The following is a 19,964-nucleotide window of genomic DNA, read 5'->3' on the forward strand; positions in this document are numbered from 1 at the left end:
CCACGGGACACCGGAGGGAGCGGGCCACACATGGGAGTGTTGATTCCCGGGGGGCACCTTCCCGAGCCCCGGCAGGGGAAACCCGCAGTCGAGACGCGTACGAGGAGTTCTGTGATCACCGCGCGGGCGGCAGCCAGTTTCGAACCCGTCGGGCGGTCCGTCGCGACCGCCCGCGCCTTCGTCCGCGACACACTGCAGGGCTGGGGGTACGCGGACGTCGTCGACGACGCGGTCGTCCTCACCAGCGAGCTGGTCACCAACGCGGTGGTCCACGCCGGCACCGCCGCCGACGTCCTGTGTCTGCGCTCCGAGGACGGCGTCCGGGTCGAGGTCGCCGACCACTACCCCGAACGTGAAGTTCCGCTTCACGCCTCCCCCGCCGAAGTCGCAGGCCCCGACCGGGAGAACGGCCGCGGCCTCCTGCTCTGCGCGGCCATCGCCTCCCGCTGGGGCGTTGAGTACACGCCGACCAAGAAGCACGTCTGGTTCCAACTCGACCTCCCCGCCCGCCCCGTGGGCACCCGCTCGGCCGGCCCGGCGCTGCCCATCGCGCTCCTTCCCGTCACCGACGGCAGAGTCCGCGTCGCGGTCATCCAGATCGACCGCACCGGCGCCGTCAGCGCCTGGAACGAGGACGCCGAAGAGCTCTTCGGCTACCCCGCCGAGCAGGTCACCGGCAAGCCGCTGACCGACTTCGCCGCCTGGCCGCACACCCCCGGCACCTCCACCGGCATCGTCGAGGCCCTGCAACTATCGCGCTGGGAAGGCAGTTACGGCATCCGCGGCGCCGACGGCCGCGTCCTGCCCGTGTACGCCTCCCATCTGCGGGTACGCGACACCGACGGCGAGCCCTCCACGGTCTGCCTGCTGGTGCGCGACGACGAACGGGCCGTCCTTCAGACCCCCGTACGCGCCCCCGCCGCCGATCCGGCAACCCTCGGCGAGAGTCGCCATGTCGACCCGTTCGAGGTCTTCATCGGCTCTCCGGCCCCCGACGACCTCGACGGCCTGCTGCAACGGACTGTGGAACGCGCCCGCGACATGCTCGACGGCGACTCCGCGTTCCTGCTCCTGGCCACCGACGACGAGACCGAACTGGAAGTACGGGCCACCACGGGCCTGCCGTCCGCACGCCAGCGCTTCGCGCGCGTGCCCGTCGAAGCCGGCACCGGCCGCTACGGCTCGGCCAGGATGCCCGCCGTCCACGAGGACCTCGCCACGGTCCCCGGCGCCGTCCCGATCCTCGGCGGCTCCGGCATGCGCTCGGTCGTCACCGTCCCGCTCAAGGTCGAGGGCCGTCTCACCGGCTCCCTCGGCGTCGCCGCCGAAGCCCCCGGCCGCTACTCCAACGAAGAAGCGCTGCGCCTCCAGTTCGCCGCCGACCGCATCGCGCTCGCCGTCGAATCGGCGCGCCTGGGCGAGCTCGAACGACTGCGCCGCGGCTCGCTGAGCTTCCTCGTCGAAGCCTCCGACCTGCTGGCGGGAACTCTGGACCGGGACCAGACGTTGGCCCTGATGGCGCAGATGACCGTCCCCACTCTCGCCACCTGGTGCGCGGTGTACACAATCGCGGACCAGGCGTCCGACCCGTACCTCTCCTATGTCCTGCACGAGGACGAGGAGCGCATCGACGGCCTGAAGGCACTGCTCTCCAAGATCGCCCCGCCGGAGCCGGTGCCCACGCCGGGCGCGCGCGTGTGGACCGCCCCCGCCGAGGCGGCCCACCAGGCCGCCCTGCGCACCTCGATGCGCGACCTCGGCCGCGGCACCAGCCCGTACCTGGGCAGCGGCCTCGGCACCACGCTGTCCACAGCGGCGGCCGTCGGCGGCGAGACGGTCGTCCTGCCGCTGGTCGCCCGTAACCGCGTCATCGGCATGCTCACGCTCGGCAAGCCCTCCGACGACCACTTCCGCCAGGAGATCCTGGAGCTCGCCGAGGACCTCTCACGACGGGCCGCGCTGGCCCTGGACAACGCTCGCCTCTACTCGGAGCGCATGGCCATCAGCCGCTCCCTCCAGCGCAGCCTCCTGCCGCCGGGCCTGCCCCAGATCCCCGGCGTCGAGGTCGAGGTCATCTACCGCGCGGCCGGCGAGGGCAACGAGGTGGGCGGCGACTTCTACGACCTCTTCCCGATCCGCGACGGCGCGTACGGCTTCGCGATCGGCGACGTCTGCGGCACCGGCCCGGAGGCGGCGGCCGTCACGGGCCTGGCCCGGCACGCGCTGCGTCTGCTCGCCCGCGAGGGCTTCGGCGGCCCGGCGGTCCTGGAGCGCCTCAACGCGGCGATCCTCGACGAGGGCGCCCGCAGCCGCTTCCTGACGCTGCTTTACGGCGAGTTGTGGCCCCAGGAGGACGGCAGCGCGGTCCTCAAGGTGGTCTGCGCGGGCCATCCGCTCCCGCTGCGCCTGCGCCAGGACGGCACGGTGGAGCCCGCCGCCGAGCCTCAGCCGCTGCTCGGCGTCATGGAGGACCTGGAGCTGTACGAGCAGACGATCACCCTCGACCCGGGCGACGTCCTGCTCTGCGTCACCGACGGCATCACCGAGCGCCGCGAGGGCACCCGGATGCTCGGCGACGACGGTCTGACCGATGTCCTCGCCACCTGTACGGGCCTGACCGCCGGCGCCGTCGCGGCCCGCGTCCTGCGCGCGGTGGAGCGCTTCGCCGCCGAGCCCGCGTCCGACGACATGGCGATCCTGTCGATGCGCATCCCGGAACAGCCCAAGCGATAGCCGGACGACCGTATCCGCCCTCCCGGAGAGGGCGGATACGCGGGCAGATACGCGAAAGGCCCCGCCCAATTGGGCGGGGCCTTTCGTCCTGCTGTGGAGCCCCCATGCGGAATCGAACCGCAGACCTTCTCCTTACCATGGAGACGCTCTACCGACTGAGCTATAGGGGCCGGTTGTTGTTTCGGGGTTTCCCCCTCACCAACGAGATAAAGCATACCCTGAATCAGACGGTGTTCCGAACCACGCGCACCCGTTCCTCACGGGTGCGCGCCGGACACCCCGCTAGGCAGGCTGAAGCAGCCCGCCGAGCGCGTTGCAGACCGAGACCAACTTCCGTACGCCGGCGTCCGAAAGACCGTCGAGGCGGGGCAGCGCGAGCGTCTCGTCCACCGCCCGCTCGGTCTCCGGCAGCACACACCCGACCCGCCGGAACTCCCGCGTCCTGTGTACGGGAGTGACCACGGGCACCTCGCACTCCACCCCGCGCCGCCGCAACAGCCGCGCGAACGCGTCCCGATCGGGCCGCCCGTTCCCGGGCACCCGCACGACGTACCGCTGATACCCGTGCCCATCGGCCGGTACGGGTGTGCGTACGCCGACGAGCCGCCGGTCCAAGTACCCTGCGTGCTGCCGCCGTTGGGCGACATCGCCGACCTGGCCGTCGTCTTCGTGCTTCTCCACCAGGACCAGCCCCAACCGGGCCGCGAGCTGGCGGAACTGCTCGGAGTCCGCCGGATGTCCGAAGCGGTGTACGAGCACGAGCCCGGCGGTCCGCGAGGTGACCACGGCTTCGATGCCCCCGACTCCGAGGCAGTAGGTGTCCGGGTCTATGTCGGCGAACACCGGCACGGCCCCGGCCGCGACCACCGCACGGGCCACTTCACCGTCGTCGTACGCCGACACGATCACTTCGTCCCCGGCCGCGAAGCCTGCGGACTTCAGCCCTGCGATGATCCCCATAGCTGGGCATGGTGCTCTCACCATATGAACAACAGGTGAGCGGGCATAAAAAAACGCTGGTCCCCGAGCCGAAGCTCGGGGACCAGCGTTGAAGATTTGTTCGGCGGCGTCCTACTCTCCCACAGGGTCCCCCCTGCAGTACCATCGGCGCTGAAAGGCTTAGCTTCCGGGTTCGGAATGTAACCGGGCGTTTCCCTAACGCTATGACCACCGAAACACTATGAAATTTGAACGCTGGCACTGACACAGCTGTTCGTTATTTCAGAACAAACACAGTGGACGCGAGCAACTGAGGACAAGCCCTCGGCCTATTAGTACCAGTCAGCTCCACCCCTTACGAGGCTTCCACATCTGGCCTATCAACCCAGTCGTCTACTGGGAGCCTTACCCTCTCAAGGAGGTGGGAATACTCATCTCGAAGCAGGCTTCCCGCTTAGATGCTTTCAGCGGTTATCCCTCCCGAACGTAGCCAACCAGCCATGCCCTTGGCAGGACAACTGGCACACCAGAGGTTCGTCCGTCCCGGTCCTCTCGTACTAGGGACAGCCCTTCTCAATATTCCTACGCGCACAGCGGATAGGGACCGAACTGTCTCACGACGTTCTAAACCCAGCTCGCGTACCGCTTTAATGGGCGAACAGCCCAACCCTTGGGACCGACTCCAGCCCCAGGATGCGACGAGCCGACATCGAGGTGCCAAACCATCCCGTCGATATGGACTCTTGGGGAAGATCAGCCTGTTATCCCCGGGGTACCTTTTATCCGTTGAGCGACGGCGCTTCCACAAGCCACCGCCGGATCACTAGTCCCGACTTTCGTCCCTGCTCGACCCGTCGGTCTCACAGTCAAGCTCCCTTGTGCACTTACACTCAACACCTGATTGCCAACCAGGCTGAGGGAACCTTTGGGCGCCTCCGTTACTCTTTAGGAGGCAACCGCCCCAGTTAAACTACCCATCAGACACTGTCCCTGATCCGGATCACGGACCCAGGTTAGACATCCAGCACGACCAGAGTGGTATTTCAACGACGACTCCACAACCACTGGCGTGGCTGCTTCACAGTCTCCCACCTATCCTACACAAGCCGAACCGAACACCAATATCAAACTGTAGTAAAGGTCCCGGGGTCTTTCCGTCCTGCTGCGCGAAACGAGCATCTTTACTCGTAGTGCAATTTCACCGGGCCTATGGTTGAGACAGTCGAGAAGTCGTTACGCCATTCGTGCAGGTCGGAACTTACCCGACAAGGAATTTCGCTACCTTAGGATGGTTATAGTTACCACCGCCGTTTACTGGCGCTTAAGTTCTCAGCTTCGCCACACCGAAATGTGACTAACCGGTCCCCTTAACGTTCCAGCACCGGGCAGGCGTCAGTCCGTATACATCGCCTTACGGCTTCGCACGGACCTGTGTTTTTAGTAAACAGTCGCTTCTCGCTGGTCTCTGCGGCCACCCCCAGCTCAGAGTGCAAGACTCATCACCGGTGATGGCCCCCCTTCTCCCGAAGTTACGGGGGCATTTTGCCGAGTTCCTTAACCATAGTTCACCCGAACGCCTCGGTATTCTCTACCTGACCACCTGAGTCGGTTTAGGGTACGGGCCGCCATGAAACTCGCTAGAGGCTTTTCTCGACAGCATAGGATCATCCACTTCACCACAATCGGCTCGGCATCAGGTCTCAGGCTTCATGCTGTCCGGATTTGCCTAGACAGCGCCCTACACCCTTACCCCGGGACTACCACCGCCCGGGCTGGACTACCTTCCTGCGTCACCCCATCGCTTACCTACTACCACCTTGGATCAGCGGCTCCACCACTCCCCTTTGTCCGAAGACTCCAGGGCGGCTTCACGGCCTTAGCATTAATGGATTCGATATTGGGCGTTTCAAAGCGGGTACCGGAATATCAACCGGTTGTCCATCGACTACGCCTGTCGGCCTCGCCTTAGGTCCCGACTTACCCTGGGCAGATCAGCTTGACCCAGGAACCCTTAGTCAATCGGCGCACACGTTTCTCACGTGTGTATCGCTACTCATGCCTGCATTCTCACTCGTGAACCGTCCACAACTAGCTTCCGCTGCTGCTTCACCCGGCACACGACGCTCCCCTACCCATCACAGCGGGCGTTGGCCCTCATGCTGCAATGACACGACTTCGGCGGTACGCTTGAGCCCCGCTACATTGTCGGCGCGGAATCACTTGACCAGTGAGCTATTACGCACTCTTTCAAGGGTGGCTGCTTCTAAGCCAACCTCCTGGTTGTCTCTGCGACTCCACATCCTTTCCCACTTAGCGTACGCTTAGGGGCCTTAGTCGATGCTCTGGGCTGTTTCCCTCTCGACCATGGAGCTTATCCCCCACAGTCTCACTGCCGCGCTCTCACTTACCGGCATTCGGAGTTTGGCTAAGGTCAGTAACCCGGTAGGGCCCATCGCCTATCCAGTGCTCTACCTCCGGCAAGAAACACACGACGCTGCACCTAAATGCATTTCGGGGAGAACCAGCTATCACGGAGTTTGATTGGCCTTTCACCCCTAACCACAGGTCATCCCCCAGGTTTTCAACCCTGGTGGGTTCGGTCCTCCACGAAGTCTTACCTCCGCTTCAACCTGCCCATGGCTAGATCACTCCGCTTCGGGTCTAGAGCGTGCAACTCAAACGCCCTGTTCGGACTCGCTTTCGCTACGGCTTCCCCACACGGGTTAACCTCGCTACACACCGCTAACTCGCAGGCTCATTCTTCAAAAGGCACGCAGTCACGACATACGTGCAAGCACGTATGCGACGCTCCCACGGCTTGTAGGCACACGGTTTCAGGTACTATTTCACTCCGCTCCCGCGGTACTTTTCACCATTCCCTCACGGTACTATCCGCTATCGGTCACCAGGGAATATTTAGGCTTAGCGGGTGGTCCCGCCAGATTCACACGGGATTTCTCGGGCCCCGTGCTACTTGGGTGTCTCTCAAACGAGCCGTCAATGTTTCAGCTACGGGGGTCTTACCCTCTACGCCGGACCTTTCGCATGTCCTTCGCCTACATCAACGGTTTCTGACTCGTCTCACAGCCGGCAGACTGTGAAAGAGAGATCCCACAACCCCCACGACGCAACCCCTGCCGGGTCTCACACGTCATAGGTTTGGCCTCATCCGGTTTCGCTCGCCACTACTCCCGGAATCACGGTTGTTTTCTCTTCCTGAGGGTACTGAGATGTTTCACTTCCCCTCGTTCCCTCCACATGCCCTATGTGTTCAGGCATGGGTGACAGCCCATGACGACTGCCGGGTTTCCCCATTCGGAAACCCCCGGATCAAAGCCTGGTTGACGGCTCCCCGGGGACTATCGTGGCCTCCCACGTCCTTCATCGGTTCCTGGTGCCAAGGCATCCACCGTGCGCCCTTAAAAACTTGGCCACAGATGCTCGCGTCCACTGTGCAGTTCTCAAACAACGACCAGCCACCCATCACCCCACCAACAAGTAGTGAGTGCACTGGGGCCGGCAACTGAAGACTTTGGCCTTACCGGCCGCACCTTCAGACACCCAACAGCGTGCCCGGCCCTCCCAGATCGTCTCTCACGTTCCACGCCGAAGCAGTACTAGTGAAATCTTTCCGGAAGTGCCGAATAGTCAACGTTCCACCCATGAGCTGACCGTGCAGAACATTTGCCTGCAATCGGTACTGTGCTCCTTAGAAAGGAGGTGATCCAGCCGCACCTTCCGGTACGGCTACCTTGTTACGACTTCGTCCCAATCGCCAGTCCCACCTTCGACAGCTCCCTCCCACAAGGGGTTGGGCCACCGGCTTCGGGTGTTACCGACTTTCGTGACGTGACGGGCGGTGTGTACAAGGCCCGGGAACGTATTCACCGCAGCAATGCTGATCTGCGATTACTAGCAACTCCGACTTCATGGGGTCGAGTTGCAGACCCCAATCCGAACTGAGACCGGCTTTTTGAGATTCGCTCCGCCTCACGGCATCGCAGCTCATTGTACCGGCCATTGTAGCACGTGTGCAGCCCAAGACATAAGGGGCATGATGACTTGACGTCGTCCCCACCTTCCTCCGAGTTGACCCCGGCAGTCTCCTGTGAGTCCCCATCACCCCGAAGGGCATGCTGGCAACACAGAACAAGGGTTGCGCTCGTTGCGGGACTTAACCCAACATCTCACGACACGAGCTGACGACAGCCATGCACCACCTGTATACCGACCACAAGGGGGGCACTATCTCTAATGCTTTCCGGTATATGTCAAGCCTTGGTAAGGTTCTTCGCGTTGCGTCGAATTAAGCCACATGCTCCGCTGCTTGTGCGGGCCCCCGTCAATTCCTTTGAGTTTTAGCCTTGCGGCCGTACTCCCCAGGCGGGGAACTTAATGCGTTAGCTGCGGCACCGACGACGTGGAATGTCGCCAACACCTAGTTCCCAACGTTTACGGCGTGGACTACCAGGGTATCTAATCCTGTTCGCTCCCCACGCTTTCGCTCCTCAGCGTCAGTAATGGCCCAGAGATCCGCCTTCGCCACCGGTGTTCCTCCTGATATCTGCGCATTTCACCGCTACACCAGGAATTCCGATCTCCCCTACCACACTCTAGCTAGCCCGTATCGAATGCAGACCCGGGGTTAAGCCCCGGGCTTTCACATCCGACGTGACAAGCCGCCTACGAGCTCTTTACGCCCAATAATTCCGGACAACGCTTGCGCCCTACGTATTACCGCGGCTGCTGGCACGTAGTTAGCCGGCGCTTCTTCTGCAGGTACCGTCACTTGCGCTTCTTCCCTGCTGAAAGAGGTTTACAACCCGAAGGCCGTCATCCCTCACGCGGCGTCGCTGCATCAGGCTTTCGCCCATTGTGCAATATTCCCCACTGCTGCCTCCCGTAGGAGTCTGGGCCGTGTCTCAGTCCCAGTGTGGCCGGTCGCCCTCTCAGGCCGGCTACCCGTCGTCGCCTTGGTAGGCCATTACCCCACCAACAAGCTGATAGGCCGCGGGCTCATCCTTCACCGCCGGAGCTTTCCACCCAGAAGCATGCGCTTCCAGGTCGTATCCGGTATTAGACCCCGTTTCCAGGGCTTGTCCCAGAGTGAAGGGCAGATTGCCCACGTGTTACTCACCCGTTCGCCACTAATCCACCCCGAAGGGCTTCATCGTTCGACTTGCATGTGTTAAGCACGCCGCCAGCGTTCGTCCTGAGCCAGGATCAAACTCTCCATGAATGTTTACCGGTAATCCGGTGCACACCACGAAAGAGCGGAACAACCCGGTCGGAATATGACCAGTTGTCCTCAGCGTCCTCGCTGTGTTGTTGCCACCCGCAAGCGGATGGACTTTTCAAAGGAACCTCCAACCCAACCGACAAGCGGTGGGCCGGGGTTGTCAATCTGGCGTTGACTTTTGGCACGCTGTTGAGTTCTCAAGGTACGGACGCTTCCTTTGTTCCCGTTTCCGGGCCCTCCGGGCGCTTCCTTCGTTTCCGACTCTATCAGACTCTTTCGTGTCCGATTCCCGTGTCGGCGGGATTTGCTTTCCGGGGTTTTCGCTTTCGCGCTTTCCCTTTCTGGCGGTTCCGACTTTATCAGAGATTCTGATGTCGGATTTTCCGACCCATCCGGTTCCCGGCTCCCGCGTCGGTGACGCGGGCGACACGCGAAGGTGTCGGGTTCCCGTCTGGAGGAGATGTAAACGTACTGGAGCGGGGCGCCCCGACGCAAATCGAGGGGCCCCGCTCCGGGCGTACGCCGGTGGTGTCAGACGATCCGTCAGACCTCTACGACGACCGGGAGGATCATCGGGCGCCGGCGGTACGTGTCCGAGACCCACTTGCCGACCGAGCGGCGGATCAGCTGCTGGAGCTGGTGCGGCTCGACGACGCCGTCCTGGGCGGACTTGTTCAGCGCCTCTTCGATCTTCGAGAGCACCGGCGTGAACGCCGAGTCCTCGATGCCGGAACCGCGGGCCTGGATGGTCGGGCCGCTGACGATCTTCCCGCTGGTCGAGTCGACCACCACGAAGACCGAGATGATGCCCTCGTCGCCGAGGATGCGGCGGTCCTTGAGCGAGGACTCGGTGACGTCGCCGACCGAGAGGCCGTCCACGTACACGTAACCCGCCTGGACCTTGCCGACGATCCTCGCCGAGCCGTCGACCAGGTCGACGACCACGCCGTCCTCGGCGATGACGATGTGGTTCTTGGGCACACCGGTCAGGGCGCCGAGCTCGGCGTTGGCCCGCAGGTGGCGCCATTCGCCGTGCACCGGCATCAGGTTCTTCGGCTTGCAGATGTTGTAGAAGTACAGCAGCTCGCCGGCCGAGGCGTGGCCCGAGACGTGCACCTTGGCGTTGCCCTTGTGGACGACGTTGGCGCCCCAGCGGGTCAGGCCGTTGATGACGCGGTAGACCGCGTTCTCGTTGCCCGGGATCAGGGACGACGCCAGGATCACGGTGTCGCCCTGGACGATCCGGATCTGGTGGTCGCGGTTGGCCATCCGGGACAGGGCCGCCATCGGCTCGCCCTGGGAGCCCGTGCAGACGAGCACGACCTCGTCGTCCGGCAGGTCGTCCAGCGTCTTGACGTCGACGACGAGTCCGGCCGGGACCTTCAGATAGCCCAGGTCACGGGCGATGCCCATGTTGCGGACCATGGAGCGGCCGACGAAGGCGACCCGGCGGCCGTATTCGTGGGCGGCGTCCAGGATCTGCTGGATGCGGTGCACATGGCTGGCGAAGCTGGCCACGATGATGCGCTTCTGGGCGTTCGCGAAGACCGTGCGCAGGACGTTCGAGATGTCGCGCTCGGGCGGCACGAAGCCGGGGACCTCGGCGTTGGTGGAGTCCACCAGCAGCAGGTCGATGCCCTCCTCGCCCAGCTTCGCGAAGGTGGGGAGGTCGGTCAGACGGCGGTCCAGCGGGAGCTGGTCCATCTTGAAGTCGCCGGTGTGGACGGCCATGCCCGCGGGGGTGCGGATGGCGACCGCGAGGGCGTCCGGGATGGAGTGGTTGACCGCGATGAACTCGCAGTCGAAGGGGCCCAGGCGCTCTCGGTCGCCCTCGGCGACCTCCAGCGTGTACGGACGGATGCGGTGCTCCTGGAGCTTGGCCTCGATCAGCGCGAGGGTCAGCTTGGAGCCGATCAGCGGGATGTCCGGCTTCTCGCGGAGCAGGTACGGGACGCCGCCGATGTGGTCCTCGTGGCCGTGCGTGAGCACGATGCCCTCGATGTCGTCGAGGCGGTCCCTGATGCTGCTGAAGTCCGGCAGGATCAGGTCTACGCCGGGCTGCTCCTCCTCGGGGAAGAGCACGCCGCAGTCGACGATGAGCAGGCGTCCGCCGTACTCGAAGACCGTCATGTTCCGGCCGATTTCGCCGAGACCGCCGAGCGGGGTGACGCGCAGGCCGTTCTTGGCAAGCTTCGGCGGGGTGCCGAGTTCGGGATGCGGATGACTCAAAAGACTCTCCTCACCACACACGCCACGTACCTGTAAGGCACGTGGCGCGCATGACATTCGTGCACTTGCTGTTGTCTGTTGGTTCTTCGTATTCAGTTGTGAAGTCTGTGGTTACAGCTGTACCCCACCGGCGGCAAGATCGATCTTGAGCTGGGCGGTTTCCTCCGCCGTCAGCCCGATCATCGGCAGCCGCAGGGGTCCGCCGGGCAGGCCCTGGAGGGCGAGCGCGGCCTTGGTGGTCATGACGCCCTGGGTACGGAACATGCCCGTGTACACCGGCAGCAGCTTCTGGTGGATCTCGGTGGCCTTCTGGACGTTGCCCGAGACGTACGCGTCGAGGAGCGAGCGCAGCTCGGGGGTGACCACATGGCCGACGACCGAGACGAAGCCGACCGCGCCGACCGAGAGCAGCGGCAGGTTGAGCATGTCGTCGCCGGAGTACCAGGCGAGGCCGGAGCGGGCGATGGCCCAGCTGGCACGGCCCAGGTCGCCCTTGGCGTCCTTGTTGGCGACGATACGCGGGTGCTCGGCGAGGCGCACCAGGGTTTCGGTGTCGATCGGGACACCGCTGCGGCCGGGGATGTCGTAGAGCATCACCGGGAGCTCGGTGGCGTCGGCGATGGCCGAAAAGTGCCGGTACAGGCCCTCCTGCGGGGGCTTGTTGTAGTACGGCGTGACGGCGAGCAGGCCGTGTGCTCCGGCGCGCTCGGCCGCGCGGGCCAGCTCCAGGGTGTGGTGCGTGTCGTTGGTGCCGATGCCGGCGACGACGTGGGCCCGGTCTCCGACCGCTTCCAGTACGGCCCGTACGAGCTGGTCTTTCTCCGCGTCGCTGGTGGTCGGGGACTCGCCGGTGGTGCCGTTGACGATCAGTCCGTCGTTACCTGCGTCGACCAGGTGGACGGCGAGACGCTGCGCGCCGTCGAGGTCGAGTGCGCCGTCCGCCGCGAAGGGCGTGACCATGGCGGTGAGGACCCGCCCGAAGGGGGTCTGCGGAGTGGAGATCGGAGCCATGGGTAACACGCTACTCGCTGCTCAGCGCCGGGTGTCCCCTCGGGGGACGTGGCAAAGGGAGCCCGGCACTGCCTGCTCGGGGGTTCAAGCAGTGCCGGGTCCGTTTGATCAGCCTAGATGAACTACGCGAAACGCCGCAATACGGACACTTTCCGCGAGGTATCAGCACATCTGTGCCCGTAGAGGCGGATTCGCCCTGTTGCTTCGCCCTCGTACGAGGGCGACGTCACTTACGGGGCGCGCCTTACGGAGCGACTCGGCCGTTGGCGTTGAAGGCGGCGTATGTGAGGGGCATGAGCTTCGCCCAGTGCTCCTCCATCTTCTCTCCGACCATCTCGATCTCCCGCTGCGGGAACGACGGCACCTTCGCCAGCCCGTGCTGGGTGCGCAGGCCCAGGAAGTGCATCAGGGAACGGGCGTTGCACGTCGCGTACATCGACGAGTACAGGCCGACCGGGAGGACCGCGCGGGCGACCTCGCGGGCGACACCGGCCGCCAGCATCTCCTGGTACGCCTTGTACGCCTGGCGGTACGAGTCCTCCATGGCGCGGCCCGTGAGCTCCTGCTGGGCCTCGGTGCCGTCGACGAACTCGTACTTGCCGGGGCGGCCCTGCTGGACGAGCTTGCGCTCGGCGCCCGGGACGTAGAACACCGGCTGGAGCTCCCGGTAGCGGCCCGACTCCTCGTTGTACGACCAGCCCACCCGGTGCCGCATGAACTCGCGGAAGACGAAGATCGGGGCGCTGATGAAGAACGTCATCGAATTGTGCTCGAAGGGGCTGCCGTGGCGGTCCCGCATCAGGTAGTTGATCAGGCCCTTGGAGCGCTCGGGGTCCTTCTGGAGCTCCTCCAGGGACTGCTCGCCGGCGGTCGAGACGCGGGCCGCCCACAGCACGTCGGAGTCACCGGCGGTGTGCTTCACCAGCTCGACGGTGACATCACTGCGGAAGCTGGGCTTGAGGTCTGCGGCGGGGGCGTCGGTCACCGGCGGTCCTTCCAGGTCGATAACGGCGCCGACCACTCTACGGCCCGCCACTGACAACGCCCTCCCTGACGAACCGTCATGAACTTCTTCGGCAATTCGGGGAATTCGGGCACCAATCGGCAACTTCGAGCGTCTGTACCAGTAGACCCACATGGTCCTCATCACACACAGACAAGGAGAAGCCCCTCATGTTTCGTCGGCGTGAGCCCGTTCCCTTCGCGTTCGTCGCCGAAGCAGAACAGTTCCGCAGCAACGTCACCCCGCCGCCCCGCGAGCGCGCCGGTACCGGCCGAATAGTGGGCCGTACGCTGATCGGGCTCACCGTGGTGGCCGGGCTCGCGGGCTCGCTCCTGTTCGGACTGCCCGCCATGCAGCCGACCCAGTCGTCGGGCCAGACCCAGCAGTCCCAGGCGGCGGAGGGCCGCTGACGCTCCCGCATCGCCCGAATGGCGTGGGAGGTGCCCCCTTGGGCCCCCGGAACTGGTCGTCGGGCGGGCTCCTGGGTAGCCTCACCGGGCACAGCCAATCGAGCGTGCTTGTGAGTGAGGATCAGTCGTGCCCCTGCCCTTCCTGACGGCCGACCGCGCATTCGATGCGACCGCCGACGACGTCGCGCTGCCCTTCGACGACCACGACCGCTGGCGCCGCCCCTACCGGCCGGGCCCCTGGCGGGTCGGCGCGGCCGCGGTGCTGCTGCTCCTCGCGTCGTTCGTGCTGCTCGCCGCGGTGATCATCGCCTTCACCGGCGGTGCGGCCGCCGCGCTCTCGGTGCTGGCCGTCGCCCTGCTGGTGATCGCGTCGGCGCTGCGGATGCTGCGGGTGGGTGTCTGGGTCAGCCGGGCCGGGCTGCGCCGGGTGGGCTTCTTCCGGACGTCCACCGTGTCGTGGCAGAAGATCGAGGGCGTACGGACGGTGCAGCAGCCGGTGCGCTGGCTCGGCCTGCCCCGGACCGTGCAGGGACAGGCGCTGCTCGCCGCCACGCGGGGCGGGGCGCGGCTGCCGGTGCTGCTCACGGACCACAACGCGGACTTCCTGTCCCGCGTCGAGGCCTTCGACCGGGCCGCCGACACGGTCGAGGCATGGGGCGACGAGTACCGCCGCTAGGCGCTCCGCTTGAGGGCGGGGTCGGGGGCCGGGCCGTGAGGCGGCAGACGAGCCCTCGCCCCGCACCGCCATCAGGCACCTGCCTGCTGTCAGGCGTAGCCATCAGACCCGCTCGCCTCAGACCGGCTTGCCCTCGCGGAGGTTTATCGCTCGCTGCATCGCCTTGCGTGCACGCGGGGTGTCGCGGGCGTCCTGGTAGGCGACGGCCAGGCGGAACCAGCAGCGCCAGTCGTCCGGGGAGTCCTCCGTCTCCTCCTTGCGGCGGGCGAAGACGGCGTCGGCCGAGGCGCGGTCGATACGGCCGCCGGCCGTGCGGACCAGTTCGTCGACCGGCAGTCCGCCCTCGGCCTCCAGCTCGGCGGCCAGGGCGTTGGCCCGGGTCACGAACCGGGTGTTCGCCCAGAGGAACCAGATGCCGATCAGCGGCAGCACCAGGACCGCGATCCCCATGGTGACGGTGATCAGCTTGCCGTCCTGGATGAGCATGACGCCCCGGCTGCCGACCAGGACGAAGTAGAAGACCAGGACGGCAGCCGTGACGAAGTAAGTGATCTTTGCGCGCATGACCGGCAGTCCAGCTCAGTTCAGGTCGAGGAAGTGTTCCAGGCCGAAGGTCAGGCCCGGAGTGGTCACCACGCGGCGGGCGCCGAGCAGGATGCCCGGCATGAAGCTGCTGTGGTGGAGCGAGTCATGACGGATCGTCAGCGTCTCGCCCTCGGCGCCGAGCAGGACCTCCTGGTGGGCCAGGAGGCCGCGCAGCCGGATCGCGTGGACCGGGACGCCGTCGACGTCGGCGCCGCGCGCCCCGTCGAGGGCCGTCACGGTGGCGTCCGGAGCGGGCGCGACGCCCGCCTCGGCGCGCGCCGCCGCGATCAGCTGCGCGGTGCGCGTCGCCGTGCCGGACGGCGCGTCCACCTTGTTCGGGTGGTGCAGCTCGACGACCTCGACGGACTCGAAGTAGGGCGCGGCGAGCTGGGCGAACCTCATCGTGAGGACGGCCCCGATGGAGAAGTTCGGGGCGATGAGCACCCCGGTGGACGGCGAGCCGTCCAGCCAGGTGGTGAGCTGCGCGAGGCGGTCCTCGGTCCAGCCGGTGGTGCCGACGACCGCGTGCATGCCGTGGCGCACACAGAAGTCGAGGTTGCCCATCACCGAGGCGGGGGTGGTCAGTTCGACCACGACCTGGGCGCCCGCGTCCGCGAGCGTCTCCAGCTTGTCGCCCCGGCCCAGGGCCGCGACCAGCTCCATGTCCTCGGCCGCTTCCACGGCCCGTACCGCTTCGGAGCCGATACGGCCCTTCGCGCCGAGAACCGCCACGCGCAGCTTGCTCATGCTTGCTTCCTCACGTCCTTGCGTACACGTACGTACGGATTGCGTACGGGTCAGGAGACCGCTTCATGGAGGCGGTCGGCCTGCTTGTCCTTCAGCGGGCCGATGACGGACAGCGAGGGACGCTGTCCCAGCACATCACGGGCCACCTCGCGGACCTCGTCCGGGGTGACCGCGGCTATCTTGGCCAGCATGTCGTCGACGGACATCTGGGTGCCCCAGCACAGCTCGCTCTTGCCGATGCGGTTCATCAGCGCGCCCGTGTCCTCAAGGCCCAGCACGGTCGAGCCGGAGAGCTGACCGACCGCGCGCCCGATCTCGTCGTCCGTGAGCCCGTCCGCGGCGACCCGGTCCAGCTCGTCGCGGCAGATCTTCAGGACGTCGTGGACCTGGCTGGGACGGCAGCCCGCGTAGACGCCGAACAGCCCGCAGTCCGCGAAGCCCGAGGTGTACGAGTACACGCTGTAGGCCAGGCCCCGCTTCTCCCGTACCTCCTGGAACAGGCGCGACGACATACCGCCGCCGAGGGCCGTGTTCAGCACGCCGAGGGCCCAGCGGCGCTCGTCGGTGCGGGCCAGGCCCGGCATGCCGAGGACGACATGCGCCTGCTCGGTGCGCCGGTTGAGCAGTTCGACGCGGCCCGCCGTCTTCAGGGCGCGCGCGCCCGCGCGCGGGGCGACCGGGACCGCGTCCGTGTGCGAGAGCGCGCCGGCCTTCTCGAACGCCTTGCGGACCTGGCGTACGACCGTCGCGTGGTCGACGTTTCCGGCGGCGGCCACGACCAGGTGGCGCGGGTCGTAGTGCTTCTTGTAGAAGCGCGCGATCTGCGGCCGGGTCAGCGAGTTGATCGTGTCGACCGTGCCGAGGACCGGGCGGCCCAGCGGGGTCTCGCCGAGCATGGTGTGCGCGAACAGGTCGTGCACGCAGTCGCCCGGGTCGTCCTCGGTCATCGCGATCTCTTCGAGGATCACGCCGCGTTCGGCGTCGACGTCCTCTTCGAGGATGAGCGAGCCGGTCAGCATGTCGCAGACGACGTCGATGGCCAGCGGCAGGTCGGTGTCGAGCACGCGCGCGTAGTAGCAGGTGTACTCCTTCGCCGTGAAGGCGTTCATCTCGCCGCCGACCGCGTCGAGCGCGGCGGAGATGTCGAGGGCACTGCGCTTGCGCGTGCCCTTGAACAGGAGGTGCTCCAGATAGTGCGTGGCGCCGTTCAGCGTGGGCGTCTCGTCGCGCGAGCCGACCTGGACCCAGATGCCGAAGGTCGCCGACCGTACGGACGGCAGGGTCTCGGTGACGACCCGCAGACCGCCGGGCAGGGTCGTACGGCGCACGGTGCCGATGCCGTTCCGGCCCGGCAGAAGCGTTTGGGTACGGGCGACGGCCCGCGCCTCCGAAGAGGTGCGGGCCGTCGCCTTGGAGCTACGGGACGTCACTTGTCGGTGTCGTCCTTCTTCTCGTCGTCTTCGCCCTCGACGACCGGGATCAGGGAGAGCTTGCCGCGGGAGTCGATCTCCGCGATCTCGACCTGGACCTTGGAGCCGACCGCGAGCACGTCCTCGACGTTCTCCACGCGCTTGCCACCGGCGAGCTTGCGGATCTGCGAGATGTGCAGCAGGCCGTCCTTGCCCGGGAGCAGGGACACGAACGCACCGAAGGTGGTGGTCTTGACGACCGTACCCAGGTAGCGCTCGCCGACCTCCGGCATGGTCGGGTTGGCGATGCCGTTGATCGTGGCGCGGGCGGCCTCGGCCTGCGAGCCGACCTGGGCACCGATGTAGATGGTGCCGTCGTCCTCGATCGTGATCTCGGCGCCGGTGTCCTCCTGGATCTGGTTGATCATCTTGCCCTTGGGGCCGATGACCTCACCGATCTTGTCCACCGGGATCTTGACGGTGATGATCCGCGGGGCGTTCGGGGACATCTCGTCCGGCGTGTCGATCGCTTCCATCATCACGTCGAGGATGTGGAGGCGTGCGTCGCGGGCCTGCTTGAGGGCCGCGGCCAGGACGGAGGCCGGGATGCCGTCCAGCTTGGTGTCGAGCTGGAGGGCGGTGACGAACTCCTTCGTACCGGCGACCTTGAAGTCCATGTCGCCGAAGGCGTCCTCCGCACCGAGGATGTCGGTGAGGGCGACGTAGTGCGTCTTGCCGTCGATCTCCTGGGAGATCAGGCCCATGGCGATACCGGCGACGGGGGCCTTGAGCGGCACACCGGCGTTCAGCAGCGACATGGTGGAGGCGCAGACCGAGCCCATCGACGTCGAGCCGTTGGAGCCGAGGGCCTCGGACACCTGACGGATCGCGTAGGGGAACTCCTCGCGGGTCGGCAGGACCGGCAGGATCGCGCGCTCGGCGAGCGCGCCGTGGCCGATCTCGCGGCGCTTGGGCGAGCCCACGCGGCCGGTCTCGCCGACGGAGTACGGCGGGAAGTTGTAGTTGTGCATGTAGCGCTTGCGGGTCACCGGGGAAAGGGTGTCCAGCTGCTGCTCCATCCGGAGCATGTTCAGGGTGGTGACGCCCAGGATCTGGGTCTCGCCACGCTCGAACAGCGCCGAGCCGTGCACGCGCGGGATGGCCTCGACCTCGGCCGCCAGCGTACGGATGTCCGTGATGCCACGGCCGTCGATGCGGACCTTGTCCTTGATGACGCGCTCGCGGACCAGCTTCTTGGTCAGCGCGCGGTACGCGGCGGAGATCTCCTTCTCGCGGCCCTCGAAGGCCGGGAGGAGCTTCTCGCCCGCAAGCTCCTTGACGCGGTCCAGCTCGGCCTCGCGGTCCTGCTTGCCCGCGATGGTGAGCGCCTGGGCGAGCTCGCCCTTGACCGCGGCGGTGAGCGCCTCCAGGACGTCGTCCTGGTAGTCGAGGAAGACCGGGAACTCGCCGGTCGGCTTGGCGGCCTTGGCGGCGAGCTCGGCCTGGGCCTTGCAGAGCACCTTGATGAAGGGCTTCGCGGCGTCCAGACCGGCGGCGACGACCTCCTCGGTCGGCGCCTCGGCGCCGCCCTTGACCAGCTGGATGGTCTTCTCGGTGGCCTCGGCCTCGACCATCATGATCGCGACGTCGCCGTCCTCCAGGGCACGGCCCGCGACGACCATGTCGAAGACGGCGTCCTCGAGCTCGGTGTGCGTCGGGAACGCCACCCACTGGCCGTTGATCAGCGCGACGCGGACGCCGCCGATCGGGCCGGAGAAGGGCAGGCCGGCCAGCTGCGTGGAGCAGGAGGCGGCGTTGATCGCGACCACGTCGTAGAGGTGGTCCGGGTTGAGCGCCATGATCGTGGCGACGACCTGGATCTCGTTGCGCAGGCCCTTCTTGAAGGACGGGCGCAGCGGGCGGTCGATCAGGCGGCAGGTGAGGATCGCGTCCTCGGAGGGCCGGCCCTCACGGCGGAAGAAGGAGCCGGGGATCTTGCCGGCCGCGTACATCCGCTCCTCGACGTCCACCGTCAGGGGGAAGAAGTCGAGCTGGTCCTTGGGCTTCTTGGACGCGGTCGTGGCCGACAGGACCATCGTGTCGTCGTCCAGGTACGCCACGGCGGAACCGGCGGCCTGCTTGGCCAGCCGGCCCGTCTCGAAGCGGATGGTGCGGGTGCCGAAGGAACCGTTGTCGATAACGGCCTCGGCGTAGTGGGTCTCGTTCTCCACTAGCGTTTTCTCCACTCATCGTCTTTCGTCCCCGGGCCCGTGTGGCAGGGGGACGGTGTGGCGGAGAAGCGCTCCTTGGCTGCGGGCCGGTCTTCGATCGAAGCACCCGGGGGCGTTGTCTCCCCGGGAGCCACTACCGAGGACCGGCGGCGGGGAGGAGGCTTCTCGCTCATTGTGTGTTGCGTTGTACGGCCAGACTACTGAGCGTCCGGTACGTCCCGCACGTACAGCAAAGGGAGCGGCCCCCTAATAGGTGGGAACCGCTCCCTTCACGGCGACTTACTTGGCGCCGCCGGCCGCACCGCGGCGGATGCCCAGGCGGTCGACCAGCGTACGGAAGCGCTGGATGTCCTTCTTGGCCAGGTACTGCAGCAGGCGGCGGCGCTGGCCGACCAGGATCAGCAGACCACGACGGGAGTGGTGGTCGTGCTTGTGGGTCTTGAGGTGCTCGGTCAGGTCCGAGATACGGCGGGAGAGCATGGCGACCTGGACCTCGGGGGAGCCGGTGTCGCCCTCCTTCTGGCCGAACTCGGACATGATCTGCTTCTTCGTAGCGGCGTCGAGAGACACTCGGTACTCCTCGTAGTCTTGATGTGCCACCGAGTGCCCCTGGTCTTGGTCTCAGGGGAGCTTCCGTTACTCGGGAGGCGGGGATCCGCTGGGCGCAGCCTCCAGAAGAATCCGAAGACGCGTACACAAACGGCCGTCACACAGCGTACCAGTACGCCGGGACTCGTCCATTCGGGGGGTTC

General features: G+C 66.1%; 12 protein-coding genes, 1 tRNA gene and 3 rRNA genes. 3 read left to right on the forward strand and 13 right to left on the reverse strand.

The genetic code is table 11. The features are described 5' to 3' along the window. Window positions 1-30: 30 nt before the first annotated feature. Entirely contained in the window at window positions 31-2,733 is a 2,703-nt protein-coding gene (locus tag ACT1U9_RS07205; protein ID WP_444537541.1) for a SpoIIE family protein phosphatase, read from the forward strand. A gap of 94 nt (window positions 2,734-2,827) precedes the next feature. Here ACT1U9_RS07205 and ACT1U9_RS07210 read toward each other — a convergent pair. From ACT1U9_RS07210 to thyX, 8 genes are all read right to left on the reverse strand, one after another. Beyond that, window positions 2,828-2,903: transfer RNA gene (locus ACT1U9_RS07210), tRNA-Thr, on the reverse strand. Between the two features lie 112 nt (window positions 2,904-3,015). Next, complete coding sequence (locus tag ACT1U9_RS07215; protein ID WP_444537542.1) at window positions 3,016-3,693, reverse strand: DegT/DnrJ/EryC1/StrS family aminotransferase; 678 nt, start codon at window positions 3,691-3,693, stop codon at window positions 3,016-3,018. A gap of 98 nt (window positions 3,694-3,791) precedes the next feature. Then, a 5S ribosomal RNA gene (gene rrf / locus ACT1U9_RS07220) occupies window positions 3,792-3,908 on the reverse strand. Between the two features lie 76 nt (window positions 3,909-3,984). Further along, a 23S ribosomal RNA gene (locus tag ACT1U9_RS07225) occupies window positions 3,985-7,105 on the reverse strand. Window positions 7,106-7,385: 280 nt separating this feature from the next. Beyond that, window positions 7,386-8,911 (reverse strand): 16S ribosomal RNA (locus ACT1U9_RS07230). The 16S, 23S and 5S rRNA genes sit together here, the layout of an rRNA operon. 543 nt (window positions 8,912-9,454) lie before the next feature. Beyond that, window positions 9,455-11,140, reverse strand: a complete 1,686-nt coding sequence (locus ACT1U9_RS07235; protein ID WP_444537543.1) for a ribonuclease J — start codon at window positions 11,138-11,140, stop codon at window positions 9,455-9,457. Between the two features lie 111 nt (window positions 11,141-11,251). Beyond that, window positions 11,252-12,151, reverse strand: coding sequence for a 4-hydroxy-tetrahydrodipicolinate synthase (dapA, locus tag ACT1U9_RS07240; protein ID WP_444537544.1), 900 nt, complete (start codon window positions 12,149-12,151; stop codon window positions 11,252-11,254). 244 nt (window positions 12,152-12,395) lie between these two features. Continuing rightward, window positions 12,396-13,136 (reverse strand): FAD-dependent thymidylate synthase, encoded by a 741-nt coding sequence (gene thyX / locus ACT1U9_RS07245; RefSeq protein ID WP_444539028.1) that lies wholly within the window; start codon window positions 13,134-13,136, stop codon window positions 12,396-12,398. A gap of 188 nt (window positions 13,137-13,324) precedes the next feature. On the opposite strand from thyX, the gene ACT1U9_RS07250 reads away from it, so the two are divergent. Together ACT1U9_RS07250 and ACT1U9_RS07255 are read left to right on the forward strand one after the other, a co-directional pair. Continuing rightward, the gene (locus tag ACT1U9_RS07250; RefSeq protein WP_444537545.1) at window positions 13,325-13,564 is read left to right on the forward strand and encodes a hypothetical protein; all 240 of its coding nucleotides are present in this window, start codon (window positions 13,325-13,327) and stop codon (window positions 13,562-13,564) included. 127 nt (window positions 13,565-13,691) lie between these two features. Continuing rightward, the gene (locus tag ACT1U9_RS07255) at window positions 13,692-14,240 is read left to right on the forward strand and encodes a hypothetical protein (RefSeq protein WP_444537546.1); all 549 of its coding nucleotides are present in this window, start codon (window positions 13,692-13,694) and stop codon (window positions 14,238-14,240) included. A 117-nt stretch (window positions 14,241-14,357) separates the two neighbouring features. Here ACT1U9_RS07255 and ACT1U9_RS07260 read toward each other — a convergent pair whose 3' ends face one another. The 5 genes from ACT1U9_RS07260 to rpsO form a co-directional block, all read right to left on the reverse strand. Then, window positions 14,358-14,804 (reverse strand): hypothetical protein, encoded by a 447-nt coding sequence (locus ACT1U9_RS07260; protein ID WP_444537547.1) that lies wholly within the window; start codon window positions 14,802-14,804, stop codon window positions 14,358-14,360. A 15-nt stretch (window positions 14,805-14,819) separates the two neighbouring features. Continuing rightward, on the reverse strand, window positions 14,820-15,572 hold the full coding sequence (gene dapB / locus ACT1U9_RS07265; protein WP_444537548.1) for a 4-hydroxy-tetrahydrodipicolinate reductase: 753 nt from the start codon (window positions 15,570-15,572) through the stop codon (window positions 14,820-14,822). A gap of 50 nt (window positions 15,573-15,622) precedes the next feature. Then, a complete protein-coding gene (locus ACT1U9_RS07270) occupies window positions 15,623-17,002 on the reverse strand; it encodes a M16 family metallopeptidase (protein ID WP_444537549.1) in 1,380 nt (459 codons plus the stop codon). After that, window positions 16,999-19,212 carry a polyribonucleotide nucleotidyltransferase gene (locus ACT1U9_RS07275; protein ID WP_444537550.1) on the reverse strand — a complete coding sequence of 738 codons (2,214 nt, stop codon included), beginning with the start codon at window positions 19,210-19,212 and terminating at the stop codon, window positions 16,999-17,001. The genes ACT1U9_RS07270 and ACT1U9_RS07275 overlap by 4 nt, the downstream gene beginning before the upstream one ends. A gap of 279 nt (window positions 19,213-19,491) precedes the next feature. After that, the gene (gene rpsO, locus ACT1U9_RS07280; RefSeq protein WP_344078972.1) at window positions 19,492-19,782 is read right to left on the reverse strand and encodes a 30S ribosomal protein S15; all 291 of its coding nucleotides are present in this window, start codon (window positions 19,780-19,782) and stop codon (window positions 19,492-19,494) included. Between the last annotated feature and the right edge of the window lie 182 nt (window positions 19,783-19,964).

It is taken from the genome of Streptomyces sp. BR1 (genome assembly GCF_052373795.1).
Taxonomy (GTDB): Bacteria; Actinomycetota; Actinomycetes; order Streptomycetales; family Streptomycetaceae; genus Streptomyces.